This is a genomic window from Phocaeicola sartorii JCM 17136 = DSM 21941 (genome assembly GCF_054653615.1).
Genome location: NZ_BAAIFW010000005.1, coordinates 4,074,302 through 4,099,611 on the forward strand (window position 1 = coordinate 4,074,302; position 25,310 = coordinate 4,099,611).

Here is a 25,310-nt window from a genome sequence, read left to right on the forward strand (position 1 = left end):
AAGGTAACGGATAACACCGGTTAAACAGAACAGCCTCCCCCCTTTCAAGAGGGGAGGGAGGCTGCATCAGTATGATTGCGAGACAATTTAATTATTTGCAATTTCCCAGACAACGAGGCTTCAACTGCTTGAAGAAGTCATTGCCTTTATCATCCACCAGAATGAATGCCGGGAAATCCTCCACTTCAATTTTCCAGATAGCCTCCATACCCAATTCAGGATATTCCACACACTCAATGCTCTTGATATTGTTCTGGGCAAGGATAGCAGCCGGACCACCGATAGAACCCAGGTAGAATCCGCCATACTTCTTACAAGCATCTGTTACCTGCTGGCTACGGTTACCTTTTGCCAACATAATCATGCTGCCGCCATGTGACTGGAACAAATCCACATACGGATCCATACGTCCTGCGGTAGTGGGGCCCATAGAACCACAAGCCATACCTTCCGGAGTCTTTGCCGGACCGGCGTAATAGATAGGATGATCTTTGATATACTGCGGCAAATCTTCGCCACGGTCCAAACGTTCTTTCAATTTAGCATGAGCGATATCGCGGCCTACAATAATGGTTCCATTCAATGACAGACGGGTTGCCACCGGATACTTGGTCAGTTCTTTCAAGATATCCGCCATCGGCTGGTTCAAATCAATCTTAACCACATCGCCTTCACCTGCTTCACGAAGTGCTGCCGGAATCAGCTCACCCGGTTTATCATCCATCTTTTCAATCCAGATACCGTCTTTATTGATCTTACATTTTATATTACGGTCAGCCGAGCAGGAAACGCCCAGACCGATAGGACAAGAAGCACCGTGACGGGGCAAACGGATGATACGGACATCGTGAGCCATATACTTACCACCGAACTGTGCACCCAAACCAATCTTATAAGCTTCTTCCAATACTTGTTTTTCCAGTTCCACATCGCGGAAAGCACGTCCGTACTCATTACCGGTAGTGGGCAGCTCGTCGTAATAGTGAGTGGAAGCCAACTTGACTGTCAGCAAATTCTTCTCTGCCGATGTACCACCGATGACGAATGCGATATGATAAGGAGGACAAGCAGCCGTGCCCAAAGTCTTCATTTTCTCAACCAGGAAAGGAACCAATGTAGCCGGATTCAACACCGCTTTGGTTTCCTGATATAAATAAGTCTTGTTCGCCGATCCGCCACCTTTTGTTACGCAAAGGAACTTGTATTCCATCCCTTCGGTAGCTTCCAGATCAATCTGTGCAGGCAAGTTACATTTAGTGTTCACCTCATCATACATATTCAAGGGAGCATTCTGAGAATAACGAAGATTTTCTTCTGTATAAGTTTTGTAAACCCCCAGAGAAAGAGCTTCTTCATCACAGTAACCGGTCCATACCTGCTGGCCCTTTTCGCCATGAATGATAGCAGTACCTGTGTCTTGACAAAGAGGCAATTTGCCCTTAGCGGAAACTTCTGCATTACGCAAGAAAGTCAATGCTACATATTTGTCGTTATCACTTGCCTCGGGATCACTCAGAATCTTAGCAACCTGTTCATTGTGTGAACGGCGAAGCAAGAAAGAAACATCACGGAAGGCAGCGTTAGCCATAGCAGTCAACCCTTCTTTTTCAATCTTCAAAATAGGTTTTCCTTCAAACTCACTTACTGACACATAGTCTTTAGTCAGCAAATAATACTCGGTTTTATCAGGTCCCAATGGGAACATGTGCTGATAGTGGAACGGAGGTGTTGCCATATTGATACTTATTTTAGTTAAAAGTTATTAGTGTGACAAAGGTAGTAACTATTATCGAAATTTTTCCTTAATTAGCGTGAAAACTTTCAAGGAATGTCCTTACCTTTGCCAACTCATTCAAACAAGATCACATTATACATGAAAAAATTAGGCAAATTATTAGTTATTACTTCATTACTCTTATGCTTTTTCATCTCCGGAGGGTGGGCACAGCGCCAGGCGAAAAACCAACCGGACAGTATCGAACTCAAGCTGAAGGAAATCTACACGAAACGGGAAGTCATGATTCCCATGCGTGACGGGGTAAAGCTTTACACCGCAGTTTATGAACCCAAGGACAACAGCAGGCAGCATCCCATTCTAATGCACCGCAGCCCTTACTCCTGCTCTCCATACGGAGAAGGGTTCGACCGCCATTTCAGAACCAATCTGAAAAACTACATAGACCGCCGGTACATCATCGTCTTCCAAGATGTACGCGGACGTTATAAAAGTGAAGGGACATTTGTACAAGTACGCCCCCTCAACAAAAACAAGAAGGGCAGGAAAGATAAAAAGAACATAGACGAGGCAACAGATACCTACGACACCATAGAGTGGTTGATCCACCACACATATAATAATGGGAATGTAGGAACATGGGGAATCAGCTACGATGGTTTCTATGCCACCATGACCGCCTCCTCCAATCATCCGGCACTGAAAGCCGTCTCTCCGCAAGCTCCCGTCACCGACTGGTTCCGCGGAGACGACCGCCATCACAACGGAGCCTTCACCCTGTTGCAAACCACCAATTTCCTTCCCAGACTGGAAGGACGCCACATAGGAAAAGGAGTGATGAACCAAATTGTAAAAAACGATGTCTATACCGACTTCCTGGCACTTGGTACCTTTAAGAATGTGGATGACTTGGTACGTGACACCACACAGACATTATGGAACGACATCAAGAATCATCCTGATTTTGATGAGTTCTGGAAAGAACGCGACGCACGCACCTCCTGTTATAACCTGAAGCCCGCCATGCTGGTGGTAGGCGGACTGTATGACTCCGAAGACTGCTACGGAGCCTGGAATCTTTATAAAGCCATCAAAGAGCAATCACCGGAAACAGATTTATACCTGACATTCGGCCCCTGGTGGCATGGAGCATGGACGGTACGCGGATTTCAAGGTTTCGGCAATCTGTATTTCGGCAAAAGCACTTCGGCTTATTACATGGACGAAATAGAATATCCTTTTTTCCGATACTTCCTGGAAGGGAAGGGAGAAAAGCCCAAGCATAAAGTAAATGTATTCCATACAGGTGAGAACGAATGGAAAGCCTACGACGAATGGCCGGTACAGAAGACTGCCGGCGTACCTTATTATATACATGAGAACGGACGGATATCCACACAAGCTCCGACAGAACAAACGTCTTATTCAGCATATATTTCAGATATGTCACGTCCGGTACCCTATACGGCAAATCCTACCACTTACCGGACAAAAGAATTCATGGTAGACGACCAACGCTTTGCGGCTTCACGTCCCGATGTCATCACTTTCATGACGGAGCCGCTAGGTGATACATTGACACTGGCCGGCCCTATAGAAGTGGAGTTAATGACCGCCATCAGCAGTACCGACGCTGACTTTATGGTGAAAGTGATTGATGTATATCCCGAAAGATTTGAATATCCTCAAGCGGCACGCAGCTATTTAAAGAGTAATTATCCAATGAGCGGTTACCAGCTGATGGTCCGCGGCGAATTATTCAGAGGACGTTTCCGCGAAGGATTCGATTGTCCGTTGCCTTTCAAACCCGAAGAAATAACGCCGGTCAATTATACACTGTACGATGTGGCGCATACATTCCTGCCGGGACACAGACTGATGATTCAAATTCAAAGTTCCTGGTTCCCCATTATTGACCGCAACCCACAGAAGTTTATCGACACCTATCATTGTACGGTAGAAGATTTTGTGATGAAACAGATGATCAAGATTTATCACCAGCAGGGAGCTGCAAGCAGAGTGATACTGCCTGTGGTGAAGAAATAAAAAAAGGAGTGTCCAAGCACTCCAATACCATCCAATAGAAAGAGCCGTATCATTGCTCCAGCATTCATACGGTTCTTTTTATAGGCAGCTACCATCTGTAACTTTTCCAAGCGTTCATCTTAGTCCGGACACACGCTCATCGAAAGTATCATATAGAAGCAATCCGTTCTATCAACTCATTACCTAATGCTGTTTTCACTTCGATATGCTGCAACACCGCCGTCACAAACGGATTACTTTCAAACACGCCGCGCACCTGTTCAAAATCCTGCTCCATCTCCTCGCGTGATCCGTCCGCACCGAAGCCCGTCATGGCAGACAAAGAAAACTCCTTCTTCGCATCGGCATAGACCATTTTATCCAGTCCTACAACTGCCTCCTGCCACTTCTTCACAATAGCAATAACATCCTTCGCTGTAATTTCATCGGGACGCAGCTGATAGAACTCGAGCATCTTCCCATACGCCCATGTCCACTCGTATGTATAGTAATTACGATGCATCTCGACAAAGCGGTCATGAATCTGATCCACATTGGTCAGCATACCGCATTCTATATCCGCCATCAACTGCTCTATCTCACTTTTAGGAGCGATCAATCCGGAAATATCCACCCATTCCCCTGTCCCTGTCTCTGTATCAGGCATCAACCGGGCGCGGATTTCCTCATCACTTTTAAAGCGGACCTCCTCCAGACGCTTGATCAATGAATTGCCCAAGAATTTATGAATAGCCGTTTCATAAAAACGAATGCCGTTATTTAAAGAAGAGTTCTTGATTTTCGCACTTTGATAAGAGTAAGTTTCCGAGGTCTCGCCGGAAACTTTGCGCAATTCCTTCAAGATGTTTCGTCCCTTCATCATTTTCTGAATAGTATAGGGACTCAACAGGTTATAATTTATCTGATCCAGACGGTTCGGGTCTTTACGCTTGTCACGTTTCGGCCACTTCTGGGCATCACGGATTGTACCTACACTCCGCAAATTCACCCCCGGCACCAGGTAAGTGGTGTTCTGCTGCTCTATCAGATAAGAAAAAGGCAGGTTGGAAGTATCGGCATGATTCACATGGCGCCCCATGACCAAAGAGAATGCGCCCACACGTGCAGGCCATAAAATATAAGAATCAGACGTAGTCTTCGCCCCACGTTCCATAGCCCCCTGATGAATAGGCCCCAACTTATACATGTGGTTGCTTTGATTAGAGCCGGAACCCGCATTCATGAAAGAGAACATGCCGGCAATCAGCAAAGTCGATTTATGATGAGTCACCGTAAAGGGTCCGGCAAAAATGGCACATGCCTCACCGTTCTCTTCCTGACAATTACTGAAGAACAAAGAATCGGATGCGGAATAGTTATGTCCCAGGTGACATGCCTGGCTGATAAAGCAACGGGTCAGCATGGTTCCATCCTCCACGCTGGAGCCGCTTGATATAATAAAATCATCACATACCACTCCGTAACCAATATGAACAGGCGCCTGTTCATTACTGTTCAGACTGCCGTTTTTCAATCGTCCCGCCCCTTCTATTTTACAACAATCGCCTATCCGTACATTCTTTATATATCCCGCGTCAACAATGGTGACATGGTGACCGATAGTGCCTGTATCCGAAGCATTCTCTTCGGCATACCGGTCAATGATGGCTTTCATCCGGCAAATCAATTCAGGACGGTGACGGTACAATGCCAGAATATAGGCCTGATGCGCCGACAGACGGTCATGGATAGGCACTTCACGCCCACCCGTTTCATTCAGCACAGCCACTTCCACCCCGTTGCCAAACCTGCTCCGGCCATCTACCAGAATGATATCCACATTCTCTATAAATGTATGATCTCCGATTATATAGTTGGCTATATAGTTCTTTATGTTCTCAATGCAGCAATTATCGCCCACCGTTACATTATGCAAAGTGGCATGATACAATCCGGAATGCTTACACATACCACCTGCCAACGTAAACTCGTCTTCAAAGACTCCCAATCTGACCTTCCCTGAAAAACGGGTATGGTAAATATAGTCTGTCTTAAAATTCTCTACCACTTCAATGTCGGCCCAGTTTACAGCCGTACATGATTTCTCTTTTAATTGTTGTATTTCTTCTTGTGTAAGCGAACGATAAGTTTTCATCTTCTATATGTATTTATTCTTCATCGTATGTTTGATAAAGAAAATCGTTATAAGGATACTTCTGTACGTGAAGCTCGCGCACCTTATTGTATATAATGGTCTTCAATTCGTCCATGTTTATCTTCTCTCTGGCAGAAATGAAGATACAATTATCATTCAATTTTGCCATCCATGTCCTCATCAGTTCTTCCAAGGTAGTGTTTTCCTTGGTTTTAGGAGTCAGATCATCCTCCGCTTTCTCTATATAGGTGTAGGCATCTATCTTGTTGAAAACAATCATGGTAGGTTTTCCACCCGCCCCCAAATCAGCAACCGTTTTATCGACCACCGAAATTTGTTCCTCAAAATCCGGATGAGAGATATCCACTACATGAATCAGCAAGTCCGCCTCACGCACTTCGTCCAAAGTCGATTTAAAGGAATCGACCAGATCCGTCGGCAATTTACGGATAAATCCTACGGTATCGGTAAGCAGAAACGGCAGATTCTCAATAATCACCTTGCGCACAGTGGTATCCAATGTGGCAAAAAGCTTGTTTTCAGCAAAGACCTCGCTCTTTGAAAGCAAATTCATCAAGGTAGATTTTCCCACGTTGGTATATCCCACCAAAGCCACACGGATCATACGCCCGCGATTCTTACGCTGGGTGGATTTCTGCTTGTCAATTTCGGCCAACCGCTCTTTCAGCAATGACATGCGGTTCAAAATGATACGGCGGTCCATTTCCAACTGCGTTTCACCCGGGCCACGTAATCCCACGGAACCTTTACCTCCACCGGCACCGGATCCACCTCCCTGGCGTTCCAAGTGAGTCCACAAGCGTTGCAAACGAGGTAGCATATACTTGTATTGGGCCAACTCCACCTGGGTTTTAGCATTTGCCGTTTGAGCCCGCATGGCAAAAATATCCAGAATCAGCGAAGTACGATCCAAGATCTTCACTTTCAGCTCCGCTTCTATATTACGTATCTGCTTGGCAGAAAGTTCGTCATCAAAGATCACCATTCCGACTTCACGTTCATTTTCCTCTTCCTGATGAATATATTCCTTGATTTCTTCCAATTTTCCCTTGCCGACATAAGTCACGGAATGGGCAGCAGGCAGTTTCTGAGTAAACCTTTTCACCACTGTCGCCCCGGCCGTTTCGGCCAAGAACTCCAACTCATCCAAATACTCCTTGGTCTTGCGCTCATCTTGTGTCTGGGTAACCAGACCAACCAAGATGGCAGTTTCAACCTGTGCTTCAGAAATTACAAATTCTTTCATTTATCTATCAATCTAACTAAGTTCGCGACAAATATAACAAAAAAAGAGGATGAACGTTGAACGTCATCCTCTCTTTTTTATTCACAATCACATGACAAGCTTTCCAATGCCTCGATTCATGTCATACAATACATACGGTGACATAGAAAGCCCGGAAAGATTAATCAATGTCTTCCACCGGACTCGGAGTCGGAGCAACCGGATTATTATCGTCTTCATCCAAAGCAGGATTTGCCTGAATTTCAGCTTCAGGGATACGCCACAAAAGCAGATTATCTCCCGCAGGGATATTAAAGATCATAGTCTCATTGGGATAACCGGCGCCACGGCGGTCAATTCCCTTGTTCAGACGCATGAAGTCAAACCATATCAAGCCTTCCCCCCAGAACTCGATTCTTCTCTGTCTCAAGATTTCCTCTTGAATGTCAGTAGCAGGAACTTTATATTCAGGGTCGCGGTATGTCCGGATGAAGTTTTCCAGAGCGGCTGTGTTTCCGGTAGCCATCGCTTCACCTTCGGCCTTGATCAAATACATTTCCTCCACACGCATCAATATGACGTCGTTTGCATTGTTGTCGCTTCCTAAATTGGCATCACTATATCCGCCGTAAGGAGAGAATTTACAACTTGTCAGAGGAACATACTTATAATCCTTCAAGAATTTCTGGTATGCCGGAGTCAGTGCCGGATTATCTCCTTTTTCGTTTGACCACCATGCCTTGCGCGCATCCGAATCAGGAATCGTTTTGTACAACTTCTTATTGATTTGATGCCCGCCGCTGTACCAGCAATATCCATAATTAAATGTACCGTTGTGAGAGATCCAGTTGATGATACCTGAGCTTACCACATCGTCTGTTTCAGCTATCTCAATACCCCACATCCAGTTTGCCTCATTCAATGACCAGAAAGCGGGACGTCCTACCTTGTCCAGTGCAGCAGGCACAGCATCGGTAGCCTGAATGGCTTTGGTCGCATCGGCAGCGGCTTCCGCATAATTGTGCATAGCCAGATTCATACGCGCACGCAGTCCGTAGGCTGTACCCAGGTTGATGTAACGGCGACTCTTTTGGACACCGGACTTCTCAAGCAGTTCAATGGCTTTTGTCAAGTCATTATTAATCTGCTGGTAAACCGCCTCCACAGTAGCACGGGGAGCGCCATTCAGCACAGCGTCATTGGAGTTTTCATTGGTAATGATCGGCACACAAAGTGCTGATTCATGTCCTTTATAATTGAACTGGTACAATTGGGCAAGTGTCAAATAGCTAAAGGCACGTCCCGCCAGTCCCTGAGCCAGGAAATACTGGGCTTGCGCCTCATCGGTATCCGCACTGATGGTGGCAATGACATTGTTGGCATTGAAAATAATCTGGTACATATCATTCCATACCATCTGCGCCTCATAACTGGTGTAGGTACGGTCGGAAAAATCCATGCTGCTTCCTGCCCAGTTATACCCGTTATCTTCCATAACCACATCTTGCCCGTTAGCATCAGTCAGCATCATAACCGTGGGATATCCAAGGTCATTATGACGCAACACATCACCAAATGTCGTATAATTAGGAGCATATACACTGAATTGCGCAAAAATGGCAGTCACACCCGCTTCCGCTCTTTCAGGAAGTGATTCGGCCACTTCTTCTTTTTGTCCTGAAGTAACAGTACCGCCTGACGGCATGGTATCCAAGTCTTCACAGCCGGCAAAAGCCAATGAAGAGGCAAGAGCCAATGTAAATAAGTATTTTGTTTTCATCTTTTTTCTATTTTACAATTAATTAAAAGCTTAAGCTGATACCTCCCGAAAGGGTACGGATAGCAGTATAAGTGGCAGTTGAGGCAGAAGTGAAGCCTTGGCGGGGGTCAAGTCCCTTACGGGCTGTCAGCATGCCCAGGTTGTCTCCGCTGAAGTAAACGCGCACCTTGCTCAATCCCATTTTGTTTACAATATGTCTGGGCAGAGTATAACCCACTGTAATGTTATTGATAGCCAGATAGTCAGAACTTACCATAAAACGGGTAGAAGTACTGTTGGCGTATTTATCCGACGCACTCATACGAGGAACATCCGTATTGCGGTTTTCAGGAGTCCATGCGTCACGGATATCAGTGTGCCAGTTTCGTCCGGCGCTGCTTGTATATCCATTGTGCATCAACATCTGATATCCATAGTCTCTGATCTCACCGCCCAACTGATAGGCCAACTGGATAGAGGCGTCAAAGCCAAATGCATTTACACTGGTACCCAAACCTCCATATACATCAGGCAGCAAATCGCCTGTAGTCACTTTGTATTTGTTGGCGATGTTCAAGTCTTCTGTCTTGATACGGTTTCCGTCCTCATCTTTCGCCCAGTATTGAGCGACACCGTTTTCTGGATTGACACCCGCCCATTCCGGCAAGTACAAACGATACATAGACTCTCCTTCTTCATAAATACGAGTGCCGTCAATCAAGCGGCCGTTCAAGTCGGGATGCAACTCGTTAATCTTATTCTTTACAGAAGTAGCGTTCAGATTCACATTCCATGTGATATTCTTACGGTTGATGATATCATAGTTCAAATCAATCTCGATACCCGAGTTAGTCATTGAGCCGATGTTCATCGGGATTTGAGTATATCCCATACTGCCGGCTACCGGCTTGTAATAAAGCATATCGCTGGATTTACGTCCAAAGTATTCAATGGTACCACTCAGACTATTGCCGAACAAGGCAAAATCCACACCGATATTATAAGAGGTGGAAGTTTCCCAAGACAAATCGGGATTACCTTTATAGTACAATGTACCGTCAGCCCATCCGGAATCAGAACCGGTAATTGTAAACTGGTCTTGCCAAGCGTAGTTATTGCCGATGGCGTCATTACCCTGCTGGCCGAAAGAAGCTTTCAGTTTCAACATATTCACCCATTCGAATTTATTCATGAATTCCTCCTTGGTCAACATCCAGGCAGCACTGGCCGACCAGAAGTTACCCCATCTGTTTTCGGGAGCAAAACGTGAAGAGCCGTCACGACGGAAGGAGACATTGGCAATATACTTGTCGTCATAGCTATAGTTCACACGTCCAATATAGCCGATGCTGGCACGCTCGTGACCATAACCGCCACCATTTTTCTGTTTGGCCGCATTATCGACAAAGAAATCCTCTGGATTATACAAGTAACTACCCGATGCGCTTACACGTTCATATTTATAAGTATATCCGTCATAGATGGCAGACAAGTCAAAATGATGATGTTCTTTCAATGTGAACTGATAATTTGCCGAATACTGCTGGTTGAATCCGGAAGTGCGTTCCTGTCTTTGAGTGACCGCTCCACCCATGGAAGCAAACTGGCCCATATAAGCATTCTGCAAAGCGTGATAACGCGTGTTGTCAATGGAGAAACCATAACGAGCGGCCAGGGTCAAACCTGCCAGCGGAGTGATTTCGGCATACCAGTTGGCATTCAAAATATCCATCAAGTATTCAGTCTTATCATAAGCCAACTGTCCGGCCGGATTGGAAATAGACATGAACGAACGGTCACGGCCCGCATCTTTCACTGTACCGTAGTCAAACACCTGCCGACCTTTGTTTGTCATTATATTCCCTTGAGCGTCACGTACATACATCGGATAAACAGGAGCGATCCAGTTTGCCATCATAAAAGCATTACCAGATGAAGCACTGGCAGTCTGATCACCCGGATAGAAACTTTTAGAATAGTTGAAGCTTGCGTTCACTCCCACTTTCAACCATTTATTCACTTGATAATCATCTCTCACACGTCCGGAAGTACGTTCAAATCCTGAACCGGAAACCAGTCCGCCATCGTCCAGATAGCCCAGTGACACATAAAAGTTATTGCGGTCTGTACTTCCCGAAACAGACAAGTTATATTCCTGACGCAAGGTAGGATTGAACATAATATCCGACCAGTTGTCAGGTGTAAAATAGTGTTTTCCATCATTGTAGCCCAATGTTGCATTCGGGTTCAGTCTGCCATCCATCCCAATCAGAGACTGACCTTCGGGCAATGTGTAAATCTGATATCCGTTACCACCATTTGTTTTGGTAGTAATGGCACTGTTGGCATACGCATTAGCCTTTGCCGCATCATAATTCAAATTATACAGACCCGTGTTATAAATAGCGCTATATTCTCTTTCCAGATACTCTTGCGCGCTTTCTAATACATCATAGTTTTTAACGGCACGGCTGTTTGAGCCCCATTTTGCGTCAAAATTAACCGTTGCCTTACCCATCTTACCTTTTTTGGTAGTTACCATAATGATACCATTGGCACCACGCGCACCATAAAGGGCGGTAGAAGCCGCATCTTTCAGTACAGTAATAGACTCAATATCAGCTGTATTGATAGAAGAGAGGTCTCCGTCAAAAGGTATACCGTCCACTACGTACAAGGGATCTGTGCCTGCGTTGATAGAACCGATACCACGGATACGAACCGTTGCAGATGTACCCGGCTGCCCATTAGAACTTTGCACCTGTACACCGGCAACAGCACCAGACAAAGCTTGAGATACATTAGATACCTGACGTTGCTCTATTTTATCGGCTTTCATCACACCTGCCGAACCGGTAAAAGTTCCTTTTTTAGATGTTCCGTATGCAGTCACCACTACTTCATCAAGTATTTCTGTGTCAGACTTCAACACCACGCTCACATTCGCTTTAACGCCCACCTCTTGGCTTGTCATTCCGATAAATGAAATCACCAAAGTCTTTGCGGAACTAGAAAAATATATAGTACGCTGATTATCAAATAATTATCAACTCTATCATATTATGCCAACATACACTCCACGGGGTTATAACGCCATAACCTACAAGTTATTTCTACCATAATTCTACCATAAAATGAGATTGTGTTGATATCATTTCACTAAATTAACCTTTATAAAATTCGTATATGGCTTAAATGTTTAACATGCCACCACGCGGTACACATTCCCCTTGGCGGTATGCACCCGTTCGCCCAGCTGGGGCAGGATACGGCTCAGGCTGTAGGCGGTCATGCCCCTCATGACCGAAGGATGGGCGGCTTTCATGCGCTCGAACAACTGGGTGGCGGAAAGGGTCAGCACTTCCTGCGGATGGTCCTCTTCGGTGGCAAAACGGAAGCAGAGGCGGAATACTTCCTCTTCGGGTATGTGCTTGTAGAACAGTGCGTTGTGCTGCTGCATGGCTTGTTCCTCTTCCTTGTTGAACCAGCTTCGCTCACCGGACAGAAGCTCCGCCTTGAGCTGGGCGTACAGCTGCTTGTGCTCTACGGGCGTGGCGCAGTCTATGGCGTGTTCCAGGCTGACACAGAGGAAGCGTCGTGAGCCGGTACGGTCCACCAGCAGGTCCTCCCGGTTGCTGGTGCCGATGAACGAGGCGATGCGGGGAAGTGCCGATGCACTGCGTTTGTAGGCCTTGCGGATGTTCAGTGCGGAGGCCTGCATCAGGTTCTTCAGCAAGGGCATTTTGGATGCGCCTAGTTTGTCAAACTCATCCAGGTTGATCAGGCCGTAGGCGGCCAGTCTGGCTTCGGCGGATGCCGGGGAGCTGAGGTCGTAACTTTCCGTGTAGTAGGCTTTCAGCGTATCGGGCATCAGCAGGCGGCAGAACGTACTTTTCCCCAGTCCCTGACGGCTGCTCACCAGCAGGGGGGCCACACTGTTGGCGCGGTTATTATCCGGATTAAGCTGCATCCATTGGGCGGAGAGCCCCAGCATCCAGCGGTGGAAACCGTTCACCCATACCGGGTCTTCGGACACCCGGCGGGCGAGTGCGGATACCCGGTCCGTTCCGTCCCATTCGGGGAGGTGCTCAAAGTAGGCGGTGAAGGGATGGTATTCGCTGATGCGGCGCGAGCGCACAAAGCGTTGGATGTCCCTGTCCCAGCAGTCTATGCCTGTTTCGATGGCTTCCATACTGAGCGAGTTCATCCATCGCTCGTCCACCTTGGTGTAGCGCAGGTGGGTGTCGGGAATGTCGTTTGCTATGTCTGTTATGTTTTCTATGTTTGCCACCTCGGTTTCCTCGGTAAGGACATTGAAGCGGAAACGGTAGCGGGAGGTGAGGAAAGCGGTCACCTCCTGCATCAGGGTACGTGATTTCGCCTTCCTGCCGGTATCTTCCGAGGGTGCTTGTTCCGTTTTCTTTTGAACGTCTTTCGTATGGGCGGAATGTTCCTTTGCTTTTTCGGTTGAGGCTGCCGGCCGTTTGTGGGAAACGTCCACATTTTCCGGCAGGTTGTCCTTGCCGTTTTCAGCGAGGAGCACCTGTGATCCGGTCACTTCTCTCACTCCGTCTTCGCCTGACACGATGTAGTGGTAACTGCCCGTGGGTGCCTTCCCGTCGGTGCGCGGAGTCCAGTTCAGTACCAGAGCCAGCTGCCCCTCGCGGATATCCAGTGCCAGACGCACACCGGGGATAGTGCGGCAAAGCGGCATCACTCCGTTGAGGGCGGATACGAGATCACGGCGCAATGTTCCCTCGGTGGGAACAGGGCTTGACAGGAATTTGCTTCCGAAGAAGACTGTTTTGAGAGTGGCGAATACATTCATAGGTTACTTTTTTTAGTTTGGCAAACTACAAATATACAACATAAAAAGGCGTTTGTCAAGAGGGGCGGGTAATAGGGTATGGAACTTGGTGCAGGATTCGATGAAACTTGGGGCAAGATCCGATGGGACTTGGTGCATGATTCAATGGAGCTTGCTGCAAGATTTGTCTTACACTGGTATAGGTTGACACTTAAAAAGAGGCATAAAAAAAGAAATATTATGTCTAAATTTCATCGTAAGAATTATTCTGAGAGTTTCAAATTAGAAGTTCTCAGAGATTATTATGCAAGTGGTTTGTCAAAGAATTCTACTGCGAAAAAATGGGGGCTAACGAGTAATACTTATATTAGCCGTTGGCAGAAGTGCTATCCAATTGATTCGGAATTACTATCTTTGTCTTCCGAACCAATATCACAAGGTCAAATGAAGAATGATTCTAAATCAAGAGAACAAATTCTGGAGGAAGAGAATTTGCGTCTTAAGAAGGCTTTGGAAACGGAGAAATTGCGTTCCCGCGCCTTTCAGAAATTGATTGAGCTGACAGAAAAAGAAGAGGGTATTTCCATCTTAAAAAAAGATGGTGCCAGGCAGTGACAGGGCTTCGCAAAGAGTTTCCCCGCATTAGCGTGAAAACTCTTTGCGGACTGTTTGGCATGACTCCCCAGGCCTATTACAAAAAAAAGAAGACGCTTGTTTCACGCAGACAGATACAAGACACCATGCTTTCCTTTGTCCAATATTACCGTTCCAAGGCCCCCGGAATCGGTGGTCTGAAGCTCTATAACGAACTCCGTTCTGTTTATGGCAGTGGGTTGATTGGCGGTCGGGATACCTTTCTCAACCTGCTTCGTTCCCGTCATCTCATGCTGCCTCCCAAAAAGCCGCGGCATACGACGGATTCCAACCATCTGTACAAGAAATATCCGAATCTGACCAAAGGCATAACGGCACAATACCCGAACCATATTTGGGTGAGCGATATCACTTATATCTGGATTGAAGGAGGGGTATGTTACCTACATCTCATTACGGACACATATTCGCATGCCGTCCTGGGATGGGTGCTCGCCCCCGGACTCCAGGCCGATTATACGATACAGGCACTTGAACAGGCAATATCGGAAAGCGGCGGCGGCAACCTCTGCGGTACAATCCACCACTCTGACCGTGGTTCCCAGTACGCCTGTGATGCGTATGTCAATGTCCTAACCGGACATCACATACGCATAAGCATGACTGAAAGCTACAAACCGACCGACAATGCGGTAGCCGAACGGATGAACGGGATATTGAAATGTGAATGGATATATGGCATGTCCCTGTTCAAGGATGAGGATGACGCAAGACAGCAGATTGCCCAGATGATAGACTTCTATAACAACGGACGACCGCATATGAGTATCGGAATGAAGAAACCGATGGATGTATACTATGGAGAGGTGCCGGGAAAGTGCATGTGGAAAAAAGAAGGGAAAAAGAGGGCAGATGACAAATAAATGGTATATTTGTAACACCGAGAACTGGAGACATGACGGTTTATGCCATTGTCCCACAAAAGTCAATAGGGTATCGAACCCTATTGACTTTTACCGAGAACTGAAAACAATTAGGATTGTCCATTGTTTTCGTGTATAACAACTTCGTTAGTTGGAAAAAGCGAAAATAGACAACCTGTTTAGTAAGGAGTAACTAAAAATAACAACGTATTTAGTAACCAGCCTCGAAAAGTAACAACCATTTTCAGTATAAGTCAACTTGGGGCAAAATTCAATGGATGCAGGGCGCAATACATACGTATGTGTAAGCCGATGCTTGCGTATGTGTGCCCCGATGCTTATGTACGTGTGGGCTGACACGTTACTAATGTCGGGGCTTATACGTTACTAATGTTATTGTTGAATACGCCTTTATGTTTTTAAAATACACCTTGAGCTTTAAAAAATACGCCTTCAACTTTTAAGAAAACATCTTCAGGCTTTTAAAAAACAACTATACGTTTTTAAAACACGCCAGCTTGTTCAGTGCACAGACTTAGCCTGTTCAACGTACAGACTTAGCCTGTTCAACGTACAGACTTAGCCTGTTCAGCTTACAGACCTGGTCTGTTCCGTGTATTACTCCCCCACTAATCCGATACGCTCCCTTTTCCCCTCATCCTGTCATCTTATGTAATATGCACAGAAAATCAGCCGGTTAAAGCTGAAACCACTTCCCCTCACTTCCATTTCAGCCCGTATCGTTTTGTCCCTTCACAAAAAATGTGAAAGAGCAGGCTGAAAGGAGGCTGACAGGGCAATGACAGGAGCCCCTTCATAGCCGGAACGCCTATGGACAGGGCGTTTCAGCTGTAGATGAAAGGAGAAAAGGAACAACCGGCTTTTATCGCTGAGTCATTTAATATGAAGATAATCTCAGCATCCCTACATGCTAATGAACAGAGGATTGTCAATGTATTGAACTCTAATTTATTATCGATACGGCACTTCAAATCATAATATAGAGGACCATCTTAATGGAGGGTCTTCCGATTTGGCTGTAATCCAATTGATTAAACTTCATAAAAAGTGATTTTGGCCACGTTAAAGCCACTACTGCTATATATCGACTTTTCAACCCTCGGAAAAAAAATCGCCAAATCCGTGAATATGGACTTGGCGAACTTTTGATTTTAAGGTTTCAGCCGAGGGCGCTTGAAAAGTATGAACTATTTCAGTGCCCTTTATTACCAGACATCTTTTTATTATAGATTTATCAGTAATTATTCATTTTTATCAGTAATCTCACTATTGGCATTCAACTCTTTATCAGGAATTTGATAAATGAACAATTTGCTACCGGCAGGGACTTCCTTTGGAGCAATCGCACTATGATTAATCGCATGTGTTCTATCCAAACTTTCATGACGACGTTTCATGTCAAACAAACGACGACCTTCACCCCACATTTCAATACGCTTTTGAAGTTCAATTTCTTGTAAAAGCGCATCACTTGTTGCGGATGTTTCGTATTCCGGATTACGAGTTTTCATAATCGTAGTCAGCATTGTTTTTGCTTCACTTTCTTTTCCTGCCCTATATAATGCTTCTGCTGCGACAAAATACATTTCACCGGTACGCAAATAAATATAATCAGAGCAGAAAGTATCACCTGTAGGAGTAAAACCAGGTGCGGTAGAACCTACATCAATAAATTTGCGCTGCACATATTGTCTTACTTTATAATGAGTATTTGTTTCTCCAAAATCAACTCCAAACCATTTCTTACGAATGTCTTTGTCTGAAATCTTTTCATACAAATCACTGGAAATCATTTTGTAATTTCCTAAACTACCACCATAGCCCGGACCGTAAGGATCAACTTGACTCATGAATGAAGCGTAAAATGTATTCGTTTCACCATTAATATCAGCCCCCCATAACACTTCGCTCAAAGAAAGGTCATTAAAGCCGGAAAGTAATTCTTTTTCACTCATCAGTGACCCACCTTCAATAGCCAATTTTGCGTATTTGGCAACTTCATTCCATTGATCGGGATAATCATTGACAAATGAAAGGATGTTTGCATAAATGGCAGCTGCTGCATATTCATTCAATTCATCTTTCTTGGATATACCTTTTCCTTTCAAATAATTATATCCTTTGTCTATATCGCTCAGTATCTGTTCATAGACCTCACCTACAGGAATACGATTCAATTTGGTTTCAGATTCGGTATAAATAGGAATACCTAATTTATCTTTATTCCATTCATAAGGTTGTTGGTACATGTTTATTAACCAAAAATAGCAGTAAGCACGTATGGCGTAACTTTGTCCCAACATCTTCTCAACACTCTCATCACCGCTGCCCTCTTGTTCTTTCAGACCGCCGATTACTTCATTCGCACCACTGATTACAGCATACAGTTCTTGCCAGTAAGTGGTAGTACGACGATAACTTGAGGCACGGTTGTCAAGCAGATAATCATATACGAAGAAGTGTGAAGTCATATACGCCATATCACCCCCCATCAAGTCCGTAGCCAATTCAAACGCTTTTAATCCGAAGTCATCATGACTTTGCTGTGCTTCCGGAGCAAACATATTTTTGTAATATCCTGTAATGTATGCTTGAATAGCTGTAGGATCTTTGTCAAGCAAATCCTTAATTTGGTCTTCTGATGCATTTTCTGAAGGCTCCTTGTCCAAAAAGTCATCGCTACAAGACCCCATCATAAGTGCTGCAGCCAATATTGCTAAATATTTTGTATATTTCATAATTCTATTCTTTTAAAAGTTCAAATTAATGCCGAATGATAAAGTACGAATCGCAGAATAGTTGGCAGCCGAATATCCATAAGCATATTGGCGTGGATCCATACCTTTACGTTTAGAGAATAAAGCTACATTATCGGCAGATACGTAAATACGTGCACTGCTTGCTGATATTGCTTTCATCCATTCTTTCGGGAAAGTATATCCTAATGAAATATTACGGATATTGAAGAATGATGCATTCGTCAAGAAACGTGAAGACTGACTGTTGCTATTTTGCGCACCGTCCATTATAGGTACATTTGTATTTTTGTTTTCCGGAGTCCAGGCATCCAAGATATCCTTGTGCCAGTTGTTGCCCATATTGCTTCCCGCATGCATGAAAGAAGAATACATGCTGTCATATATCTTTCCACCTATTTGAAAGTTTGCAGCTATAGACAGATCGATTCCTTTGTATACAAAATCAGTTGAGATACCTCCTTGGAAGTCGGGCAAAGTAGAACCCAGTTCATATTTACTTGCCTGAGTATAATCTTCTGTCACAGTTTTTCCGATCACTTTGCCATTAGCATCTTTCTCATCCATATACCATTGTGCCGCACCTGTCTCCGGATTAACACCTGCATATTCATAGGTATAAAGATCATAGATGGAGCCTCCTTCCATCAAGCGGAATAAAGAAGCGGTACCATGAATGATTCCGTTCTCTCTTTTGTCTTCCGGAAGATTCAATATCTTATTGCTATAGTGTGTACCGTTAAAAGAAAGATTCCATGTAAAATCTTTTGTTTGAATCGGAGTGGCAGAAATAGTAAATTCAATACCCTTATTCTGCATATCCAACAAGTTCATCGGAACGTAAGAAATACCAGAAGAAATAGGATAAGGCATATTGTACAACATGTCCGAACTCTTCTTCAAGAAGTATTCAGTTTCTAGTTTCAAACGGTTATTAAAAAAGCCAGCTTCCAAACCAATATTCAAGTTTTTGCTTTTTTCCCAAGTCAGGTCTTTATTTCCACGATAAGTTTCGACTACAGAGAAATCTCCGTTATTATTGGTTACAGAATATTGTTTCAAATATGGCTGATAGACTACATAACCATTTATATCAAGAATTCCATCATTACCTTGTGTTCCATAACTTGCTTTCAGTTTAAGATTGGATAACCATTCCACATCTTTCAAAAACTCTTCCTGGGTCAATCTCCAAGACCCTCCGACAGACCAAAAAGTACCACGGCGATGGTCAGGATGGAATTTGGAGGATTCATCCGAACGAATACTTGCAGACAGATAATATTTGTTATCAAAATCATAGTTTACACGTCCGAAGAAACTTTCCATGCTATGTTCTTGCGTGTATGATTCCATATCACTCATAGTTATAGCATTGTTGAACTCAGGATTCCCAATAGTATAAAAATTATATTTATGAGTATACTGATACTTCAGTGTATATGAATAAGATTCGTGACCCGCCATTATGTCAATATTATGATGGCCGAACGATTTGTTATAGGTTAAAAGTTGATTTGCTGTAAATGATTCAATACGTTGATTGTATTTGTAAGTACGACCATTCACTTTAGCAGCATCTCCATACAATTGATTCATGTGGTCTGTACGGATCTGGTTCATCAAATCATAACCAATATTAGCGGTCGCCTTTAAACCATCAATAATATTAATATTGATAGTACCACGACCATTAAAGTTGTCATTCAATGTCTGATGTACATCCAATCCAGAGTTGGCTGCAATATTCTGATTGCTGAAACCACCCATACGTGTACTGTATGTACCATCACCAAAATCATAAACAGTGTTGCCATCTTCGTCATATATGCGACTTCCGTTTTCGTCATACGCATATACAGGATAGATGGGAGCGATCTGCTGAGTAAACATAAAAGCATTAGAATAATTAGTCAGACTGGCATTTTGCGACTGGCCTGCATTTTTTTCTGCTCTTGCATAAGCCAAATTACCATTGACGTCAATAAATTTGTTTACAGTATGATTAATGTTGGCACGTGCTGAAATACGTTCGAAGTCAGTATGCCTTAAAATTCCTTCATCCTTCAAATATCCCAATGATAAAAAATGAGTTGTCTTGGCATTACCACCTTGCAAACTCAAATTATATTCCTGGCGCATACCATTATGCAATGCGGCATCAGCCCAATCGTCATTATGACGGAGAGCAGCAGAACTAACTACACCATCAGCTGAAACCATAGCATTATTAGCTACACCGATAAAAGGATTGTAACCAATGCTGCCGATCAATCCTTCAGAAGCTTCCGCGCCTGTAGATTGATTTTTCAACGTATTCCAAGCTGTCAGTACGTATTCTTTTTGATCTTTCATGATATCATATTCAGGGACACCACGAGTATTTACTCCCCAGCGTGCATCAAGAGTAACTTTGGACTTGTCTACCATACCTTTTTTGGTAGTAATCATCACAACACCGTTTGCAGCACGTGAACCATAAAGGGCTGCAGACGCAGCATCTTTTAATATAGACATGCTTTCAATATCGGCAGGATTCAATGCATTAACAGACTCTTCATCATAAGGCATACCATCAACGACATACAAAGGAGCCGACGAGGCACTAAAAGATCCAATACCACGGATTCTTATTTTTGCATTTTCTCCAGGCTGTCCGCTGGTATTGATTACTTGTACACCAGCTGCTGCACCTTCCAAAGCTTTAGAAACTGAAGAAACTTGCATTTTTGCTATTTTTTCTCCACTAACGGCAGCTGCTGAACCTGTAAAAGATGATTTTTTCGCAGTACCGTATGCCACAACCACTACATCGTCAAGCATCTCTGCATCAGATTTCAAAACGATATGAACAGTCTGTTTAATACCCACTTCCTGAGTAGCCATCCCAATAAACGAAACCACCAAAGTCTTTGCGGAACTAAAATTAAAATCTAACAATTTAATAATTAATACTTTACAAACGAACCTTCACTTGTCAAAAAGGAACAGACAATGCTTCCAGATAGCTTCTTCCCTTTTTATTTTCCTCTCCATTCTACTATATTTCTACTAAATTCTCACTTATATACTAACAGAAAGCATGTCGCTCTTATAGACGTATTTTGAGTCAAATTACCTTCTTGTCAGAAATGATTGAACACCTGTCTTATTAACAAAATCAAAACATATTATAATAATTGCATTATAATAAGATTATAATTACTTTTGTGGAAAAGTATGCGGCTATGGTAAAAATGAATCCTTTTATAACAAGCGGTTACCGTTCGGAGAAGTATTTCTGTGACCGGATAGAAGAAACGCGTTTTCTGACAAAGCAGATCACCAACGGAAACAATGTAGCTCTCATTTCTCCCCGGCGTTTGGGAAAGACAGGGCTGATAGACCATTGTTTCCACCAGCCGGAAGTAAAAAACAACTATTACACTTTCCTGATAGATATTTACGCTACCAAGAATCTGCAAGAATTTGTCTTTGAATTCGGTAAGAGTATATTGCAAGGACTGAAACCTCAAGGGAAGAAAATATGGGAAACATTTTTATCCACTTTATCTTCCCTTCGTACCGGAATAACCTTTGATGAGACGGGCAATCCCAGTTGGAACCTGGAAATGGGAGACATAAAGAGTCCTTCAGTAACATTGGACGAGATTTTCAGTTACTTGAAGAAGGCAGACAGAATTTGCCTGATCGCCATAGATGAATTCCAGGTGATAGCCAAATATCCCGAGAAAAATATAGAAGCCACGCTAAGGACTTATATACAGCATTGCACCAATGCCTGTTTCATCTATTCAGGTTCTCAGCGGCACATGATGGGAGAAATATTCACCAGTCCTTCACGCCCTTTCTATCAAAGTACTACCATTTTGGATTTAAAGCCCATAGGATTCGAAAACTATGCTGCTTTCATTGAACGGCATTTTATAGAGAATGGAAAGAAAATCAATAAAGATACTATTGAAGAAGTATACCGGCTGTTTGACGGTACCACTTGGTATATCCAGTTTGTCATGAATTTCCTCTATGCGGATACCATGGAAAAAGAGACCTGTACGGTTGGAAAGATCCAATTGACATTGGATGAGATTTTGTCACAAATGGATTTTACCTATTCTTCTTTACTCTATCAACTTCCACCAAAGCAAAAGGAGGTGCTGATGGCCATCTGCAAGGAAGGCAAGATAAAAGAAGTCACCTCTTCCAGATTTCTCCATACTTACAAACTGACGGCAAGCAGTGTGCAAGGAGCACTGAAAGGGTTACTGGAAAAAGATTTTGTCACTGCTGAGTTAGGTGTATATAGTGTTTATGACCGTTTTTTTGAACGCTGGCTGAAACGGCTGTAAAGCCCCCCCGAACATTATATTGAATACGATAACAATATCAAAGTAAAATCTCCGTTAAAAGGAAAGAGCCCGGTTAAATACCGGACTCTTTCTATTACAGATTAATGTTTAACTCATTATGCTGTCGGAACACTGACAACCGGATTGTTGTCGTCTTTAGATATTCCACTATTATTATTGATTTCATCTTCCGGAATCAGCCACAAGAATATCTGCGATTCTGCAGGCAGATTAAATGCCACATTTGATGCATAATTCGCCCCTGTTCTGTCCATAGGTTTCTTCAAACGCATCATATCAAAGAAAGAAAATCCTTCTCCCCACAATTCGACACGACGTTGAAACCAGATCTCATCTTGTAAAGCCTCTGCCGAAGATGCAGAGCAAACATAAGAAGGATCACGATAGTTCTTTACAAAATTCTCCAATGTCGATTTAGCTCCGGACACATTCCCCGCCATGGCCTGCGCCTCAGCCTTAATCAAAATCATTTCTTCCGCACGCATCATCGGGAAGTCACAAGCATTGGTAGCATTATTGTAGACATTTTGATAGGGACCAAATTTAACATTCAAATAAGGAGCCTGCCATCCCAGCCAGTCAGCAATGTTATAGTCAACACCTTGATAATTATACTTCCAGGTCCAATCTACATTAGGGCATTTTCCTGTAAAGTCATATCCCAACAGCTTATTGTTTTCATCATATACAGGATCTCCTAGCGCCCACCATCCTTTGCGGACGTCCGTATCGGGTATCTGACTATACAACTTGCTGTTGATATAACGGCCCGCATACCCCGGAGCGTAACCATTTCCGGTAAAAGAACACATGTGCGAAGGAAAATTCAAGATACCACTTTGAACGATATCATTGGTTTCTGTAACCACATTTCCCCAAATCCATGAAGACGCATTGCTGTCATTAAAAGAAGGCTTGGATACATCATTTCTGCTATAAGGGGTATAACCTTCCATTGCTTTTTCAGCATCCGTAGCAGCATCCTGCCAATTTTGCATCAACAAATTGGCGCGTGCCCGCAAACCGTATGCCACATTTATATTTACCTGGTCTTTTGAATCGCGGTCAGCAGTCAGTAACCCTATTGCGTCTGTCAGATCTTTCATGATCAGATCATATACGGCAGCAACCGTAGCGCGCGGATTGCTGGCAGCCTGTTCACCAGTCGTTTCTTCTGTTACAATAGGCACAGCCGGAGCATTCTCGTGTCCTTTATAAGTAAACTGATAAATTTGCACCAAATTTAAATAACTCCAGGCACGAGTAGCCAAGGCCTGTCCACGGTATTGCTTCAAAGCCTTATCCTCCACATCAGCTGTTGCTACTTTTAGAATGTCATTCGCCATTTTTATTTCACTGTAGAACAAATTCCAGAAGTAATAAGTATTGGTACCTGTTTCCGTTCTGTCAGTCATGCGCAGCTGAGAACGGTACCAGTTATAACCCGTATCTTCAGAAGGCATATCCATTCCGCTCGTATCATACATCATGCAGGCTGACGCAAAACCAAAATCGAAGTGAGCCGTACCACCATACCATTCTCCGATAGAATTATATTTAATCAGGTTTGAGGACAATCCTATTACATCCGCTTTCAGCTTCGAAGGGTCTTTTGACTGTATTTCATCTTTTTGATCAGAGGTGATCGTGCCTCCTTCAGGTATTTCATCCAGATCGCAGGATGTTACCATAAATGCAAAAGATGGAAGGAGATATAAATATTTATATAGTTTCATATTTCTAACTTTTAATTAAAATGTTAATTTAATACCACCAGACAATGTTCGTACAGGTGAATAAGTCATAGCATTAGCGCTGGTATATGACTGACGAGGGTCAAGTCCTTTACGTTTTGACAGCAGAGCCACATTGTCGGCTGCAAAATAAATGCGTAAATTAGACAACTGTAATTTGGTCACCCACGCCTTGGGGAATGTATAACCCAATGTAATATTAGTAAGATCCAGATAATTCGAACTGATCAAGAATCTGTCTGAAGCAGAGTTAGCATAAGTATCATTTCCATTCAAACGGGGTATATTGCTACCTTTATTGCTCTCCGACCATGAGTTCAAGATATCTTTGTGCCAGTTCTGACCGGCAGAAGCCGCACTTCCGTTGTGCATCAATGACTGGTAACCGCTATCAAACAATTTACCGCCCAACTGATAAGCACAAGAAATAGAAAAATCAAAACCGTATGCTGAAACAGTCGTACCGAAGCCACCATACACATCCGGCAACAAGTCACCTGTCTCATATCGGGTTGCTTTATTCCATTCGGTAGTGGTTTCCCGTCCTGTAACATTACCTTTTTCATCTTTCACATCCATATAATACAATGCCACACCTTCATCATTTACTCCTGCATACTTGCGATAGTAACGTTGATACATGGATTTTCCCTCTTTATAGATAGTAGAGCCGGATATCAGCTCTCCATTCAGTTCCGGAGCAAGCTCTAAGATCTTGTTTTTAACCGAAGTCGCATTCAAAAATACATTCCATTGCACGTTTTTAGTCTTGATGATGTCTGAATTCAAGTCTATTTCAATTCCGCTATTACGAATAGAACCCACATTCTTCGGATATACCGCATAGCCATTGGAAGGAGAAACCGGCATGTAATACAACATATCCGTTGTTTTACGGCTGAAATATTCTATACTACCATTCAGCAAACCCTTAAACAAGTTAAAATCAAAACCGGCATTAAAAGAATATGAAGTTTCCCATGTAATATCCGGATTTCCTTTATAGGACATATTTACCGCAAAATCTCCATTATTCTCTACCACATTATATTGATCCTGGTATGGATAATAGTTCTTGCTGCCATATACATCATTGAAAAGCAAATCATCATTACCTTGAATACCGTAGCTGACTTTAAATTTAATGAAATCAGCCCATTTCTGA

14 protein-coding genes are annotated in these 25,310 nt (G+C 43.6%); 4 read left to right on the forward strand and 10 right to left on the reverse strand.

Translation table 11 applies throughout. From position 1 onward, the window contains the following. Nucleotides 1-91: 91 nt before the first annotated feature. Complete coding sequence (locus ACYQ0C_RS17080; RefSeq protein ID WP_016278137.1) at nucleotides 92-1,735, reverse strand: fumarate hydratase; 1,644 nt, start codon at nucleotides 1,733-1,735, stop codon at nucleotides 92-94. A 138-nt stretch (nucleotides 1,736-1,873) separates the two neighbouring features. Here ACYQ0C_RS17080 and ACYQ0C_RS17085 point away from each other — a divergent pair, with 138 nt between their 5' ends. Continuing rightward, nucleotides 1,874-3,781: a CocE/NonD family hydrolase gene (locus ACYQ0C_RS17085; protein WP_016278138.1), complete on the forward strand. Its 1,908-nt coding sequence runs from the start codon at nucleotides 1,874-1,876 to the stop codon at nucleotides 3,779-3,781. Between the two features lie 148 nt (nucleotides 3,782-3,929). Here the strand turns inward: ACYQ0C_RS17085 and ACYQ0C_RS17090 are convergent, their stop codons facing one another. The 5 genes from ACYQ0C_RS17090 to ACYQ0C_RS17110 all read right to left on the reverse strand — a co-directional run bounded on the left by ACYQ0C_RS17090 (nucleotide 3,930) and on the right by ACYQ0C_RS17110 (nucleotide 13,748). Next, nucleotides 3,930-5,915, reverse strand: coding sequence for a DUF4954 family protein (locus ACYQ0C_RS17090; RefSeq protein ID WP_016278139.1), 1,986 nt, complete (start codon nucleotides 5,913-5,915; stop codon nucleotides 3,930-3,932). Between the two features lie 13 nt (nucleotides 5,916-5,928). Next, nucleotides 5,929-7,182, reverse strand: a complete 1,254-nt coding sequence (hflX, locus tag ACYQ0C_RS17095) for a GTPase HflX (protein ID WP_016278140.1) — start codon at nucleotides 7,180-7,182, stop codon at nucleotides 5,929-5,931. Nucleotides 7,183-7,342: 160 nt separating this feature from the next. Next, nucleotides 7,343-8,941 carry a RagB/SusD family nutrient uptake outer membrane protein gene (locus ACYQ0C_RS17100; RefSeq protein ID WP_016278141.1) on the reverse strand — a complete coding sequence of 533 codons (1,599 nt, stop codon included), beginning with the start codon at nucleotides 8,939-8,941 and terminating at the stop codon, nucleotides 7,343-7,345. Nucleotides 8,942-8,963: 22 nt separating this feature from the next. Continuing rightward, entirely contained in the window at nucleotides 8,964-11,942 is a 2,979-nt protein-coding gene (locus tag ACYQ0C_RS17105; RefSeq protein WP_262890827.1) for a SusC/RagA family TonB-linked outer membrane protein, read from the reverse strand. A gap of 177 nt (nucleotides 11,943-12,119) precedes the next feature. Beyond that, complete coding sequence (locus tag ACYQ0C_RS17110) at nucleotides 12,120-13,748, reverse strand: VapE domain-containing protein (protein WP_016275383.1); 1,629 nt, start codon at nucleotides 13,746-13,748, stop codon at nucleotides 12,120-12,122. 78 nt (nucleotides 13,749-13,826) lie between these two features. Between ACYQ0C_RS17110 and ACYQ0C_RS17115 the strand changes: the two genes are divergently transcribed. Beyond that, nucleotides 13,827-14,342, forward strand: coding sequence for a hypothetical protein (locus tag ACYQ0C_RS17115; RefSeq protein WP_244964557.1), 516 nt, complete (start codon nucleotides 13,827-13,829; stop codon nucleotides 14,340-14,342). After that, nucleotides 14,339-15,244 (forward strand): IS3 family transposase, encoded by a 906-nt coding sequence (locus tag ACYQ0C_RS17120; RefSeq protein WP_016274975.1) that lies wholly within the window; start codon nucleotides 14,339-14,341, stop codon nucleotides 15,242-15,244. The genes ACYQ0C_RS17115 and ACYQ0C_RS17120 overlap by 4 nt, the downstream gene beginning before the upstream one ends. Nucleotides 15,245-16,506: 1,262 nt before the next feature. On the opposite strand, the gene ACYQ0C_RS17125 is transcribed toward ACYQ0C_RS17120, so the two are convergent. Both ACYQ0C_RS17125 and ACYQ0C_RS17130 read right to left on the reverse strand, forming a co-directional pair. Beyond that, the gene (locus tag ACYQ0C_RS17125) at nucleotides 16,507-18,003 is read right to left on the reverse strand and encodes a RagB/SusD family nutrient uptake outer membrane protein (protein ID WP_025077303.1); all 1,497 of its coding nucleotides are present in this window, start codon (nucleotides 18,001-18,003) and stop codon (nucleotides 16,507-16,509) included. A 12-nt stretch (nucleotides 18,004-18,015) separates the two neighbouring features. Continuing rightward, nucleotides 18,016-20,961 carry a SusC/RagA family TonB-linked outer membrane protein gene (locus ACYQ0C_RS17130; RefSeq protein WP_016278640.1) on the reverse strand — a complete coding sequence of 982 codons (2,946 nt, stop codon included), beginning with the start codon at nucleotides 20,959-20,961 and terminating at the stop codon, nucleotides 18,016-18,018. A gap of 287 nt (nucleotides 20,962-21,248) precedes the next feature. On the opposite strand from ACYQ0C_RS17130, the gene ACYQ0C_RS17135 reads away from it, so the two are divergent. Then, the gene (locus ACYQ0C_RS17135; RefSeq protein ID WP_016278641.1) at nucleotides 21,249-22,370 is read left to right on the forward strand and encodes an AAA family ATPase; all 1,122 of its coding nucleotides are present in this window, start codon (nucleotides 21,249-21,251) and stop codon (nucleotides 22,368-22,370) included. 116 nt (nucleotides 22,371-22,486) lie between these two features. On the opposite strand, the gene ACYQ0C_RS17145 is transcribed toward ACYQ0C_RS17135, so the two are convergent. Together ACYQ0C_RS17145 and ACYQ0C_RS17150 are read right to left on the reverse strand one after the other, a co-directional pair. Beyond that, nucleotides 22,487-24,127, reverse strand: a complete 1,641-nt coding sequence (locus ACYQ0C_RS17145; protein WP_016278642.1) for a RagB/SusD family nutrient uptake outer membrane protein — start codon at nucleotides 24,125-24,127, stop codon at nucleotides 22,487-22,489. A gap of 15 nt (nucleotides 24,128-24,142) precedes the next feature. Then, nucleotides 24,143-25,310: SusC/RagA family TonB-linked outer membrane protein (locus ACYQ0C_RS17150; protein ID WP_459976818.1), on the reverse strand; the 1,168-nt coding region annotated here is incomplete at its 5' end.

Excerpts from the sequence above, each read along its gene's own strand:
- ACYQ0C_RS17080 (WP_016278137.1), bottom strand. The coding sequence starts at position 1,735 with ATGGCAACACCTCCGTTCCACTATCAGCACATGTTCCCATTGGGACCT.
- ACYQ0C_RS17085 (WP_016278138.1), top strand. The coding sequence starts at position 1,874 with ATGAAAAAATTAGGCAAATTATTAGTTATTACTTCATTACTCTTATGC.
- ACYQ0C_RS17090 (WP_016278139.1), bottom strand. The coding sequence starts at position 5,915 with ATGAAAACTTATCGTTCGCTTACACAAGAAGAAATACAACAATTAAAA.
- hflX (WP_016278140.1), bottom strand. The coding sequence starts at position 7,182 with ATGAAAGAATTTGTAATTTCTGAAGCACAGGTTGAAACTGCCATCTTG.
- ACYQ0C_RS17100 (WP_016278141.1), bottom strand. The coding sequence starts at position 8,941 with ATGAAAACAAAATACTTATTTACATTGGCTCTTGCCTCTTCATTGGCT.
- ACYQ0C_RS17110 (WP_016275383.1), bottom strand. The coding sequence starts at position 13,748 with ATGAATGTATTCGCCACTCTCAAAACAGTCTTCTTCGGAAGCAAATTC.
- ACYQ0C_RS17115 (WP_244964557.1), top strand. The coding sequence starts at position 13,827 with ATGGAACTTGGTGCAGGATTCGATGAAACTTGGGGCAAGATCCGATGG.
- ACYQ0C_RS17125 (WP_025077303.1), bottom strand. The coding sequence starts at position 18,003 with ATGAAATATACAAAATATTTAGCAATATTGGCTGCAGCACTTATGATG.
- ACYQ0C_RS17135 (WP_016278641.1), top strand. The coding sequence starts at position 21,249 with ATGGTAAAAATGAATCCTTTTATAACAAGCGGTTACCGTTCGGAGAAG.
- ACYQ0C_RS17145 (WP_016278642.1), bottom strand. The coding sequence starts at position 24,127 with ATGAAACTATATAAATATTTATATCTCCTTCCATCTTTTGCATTTATG.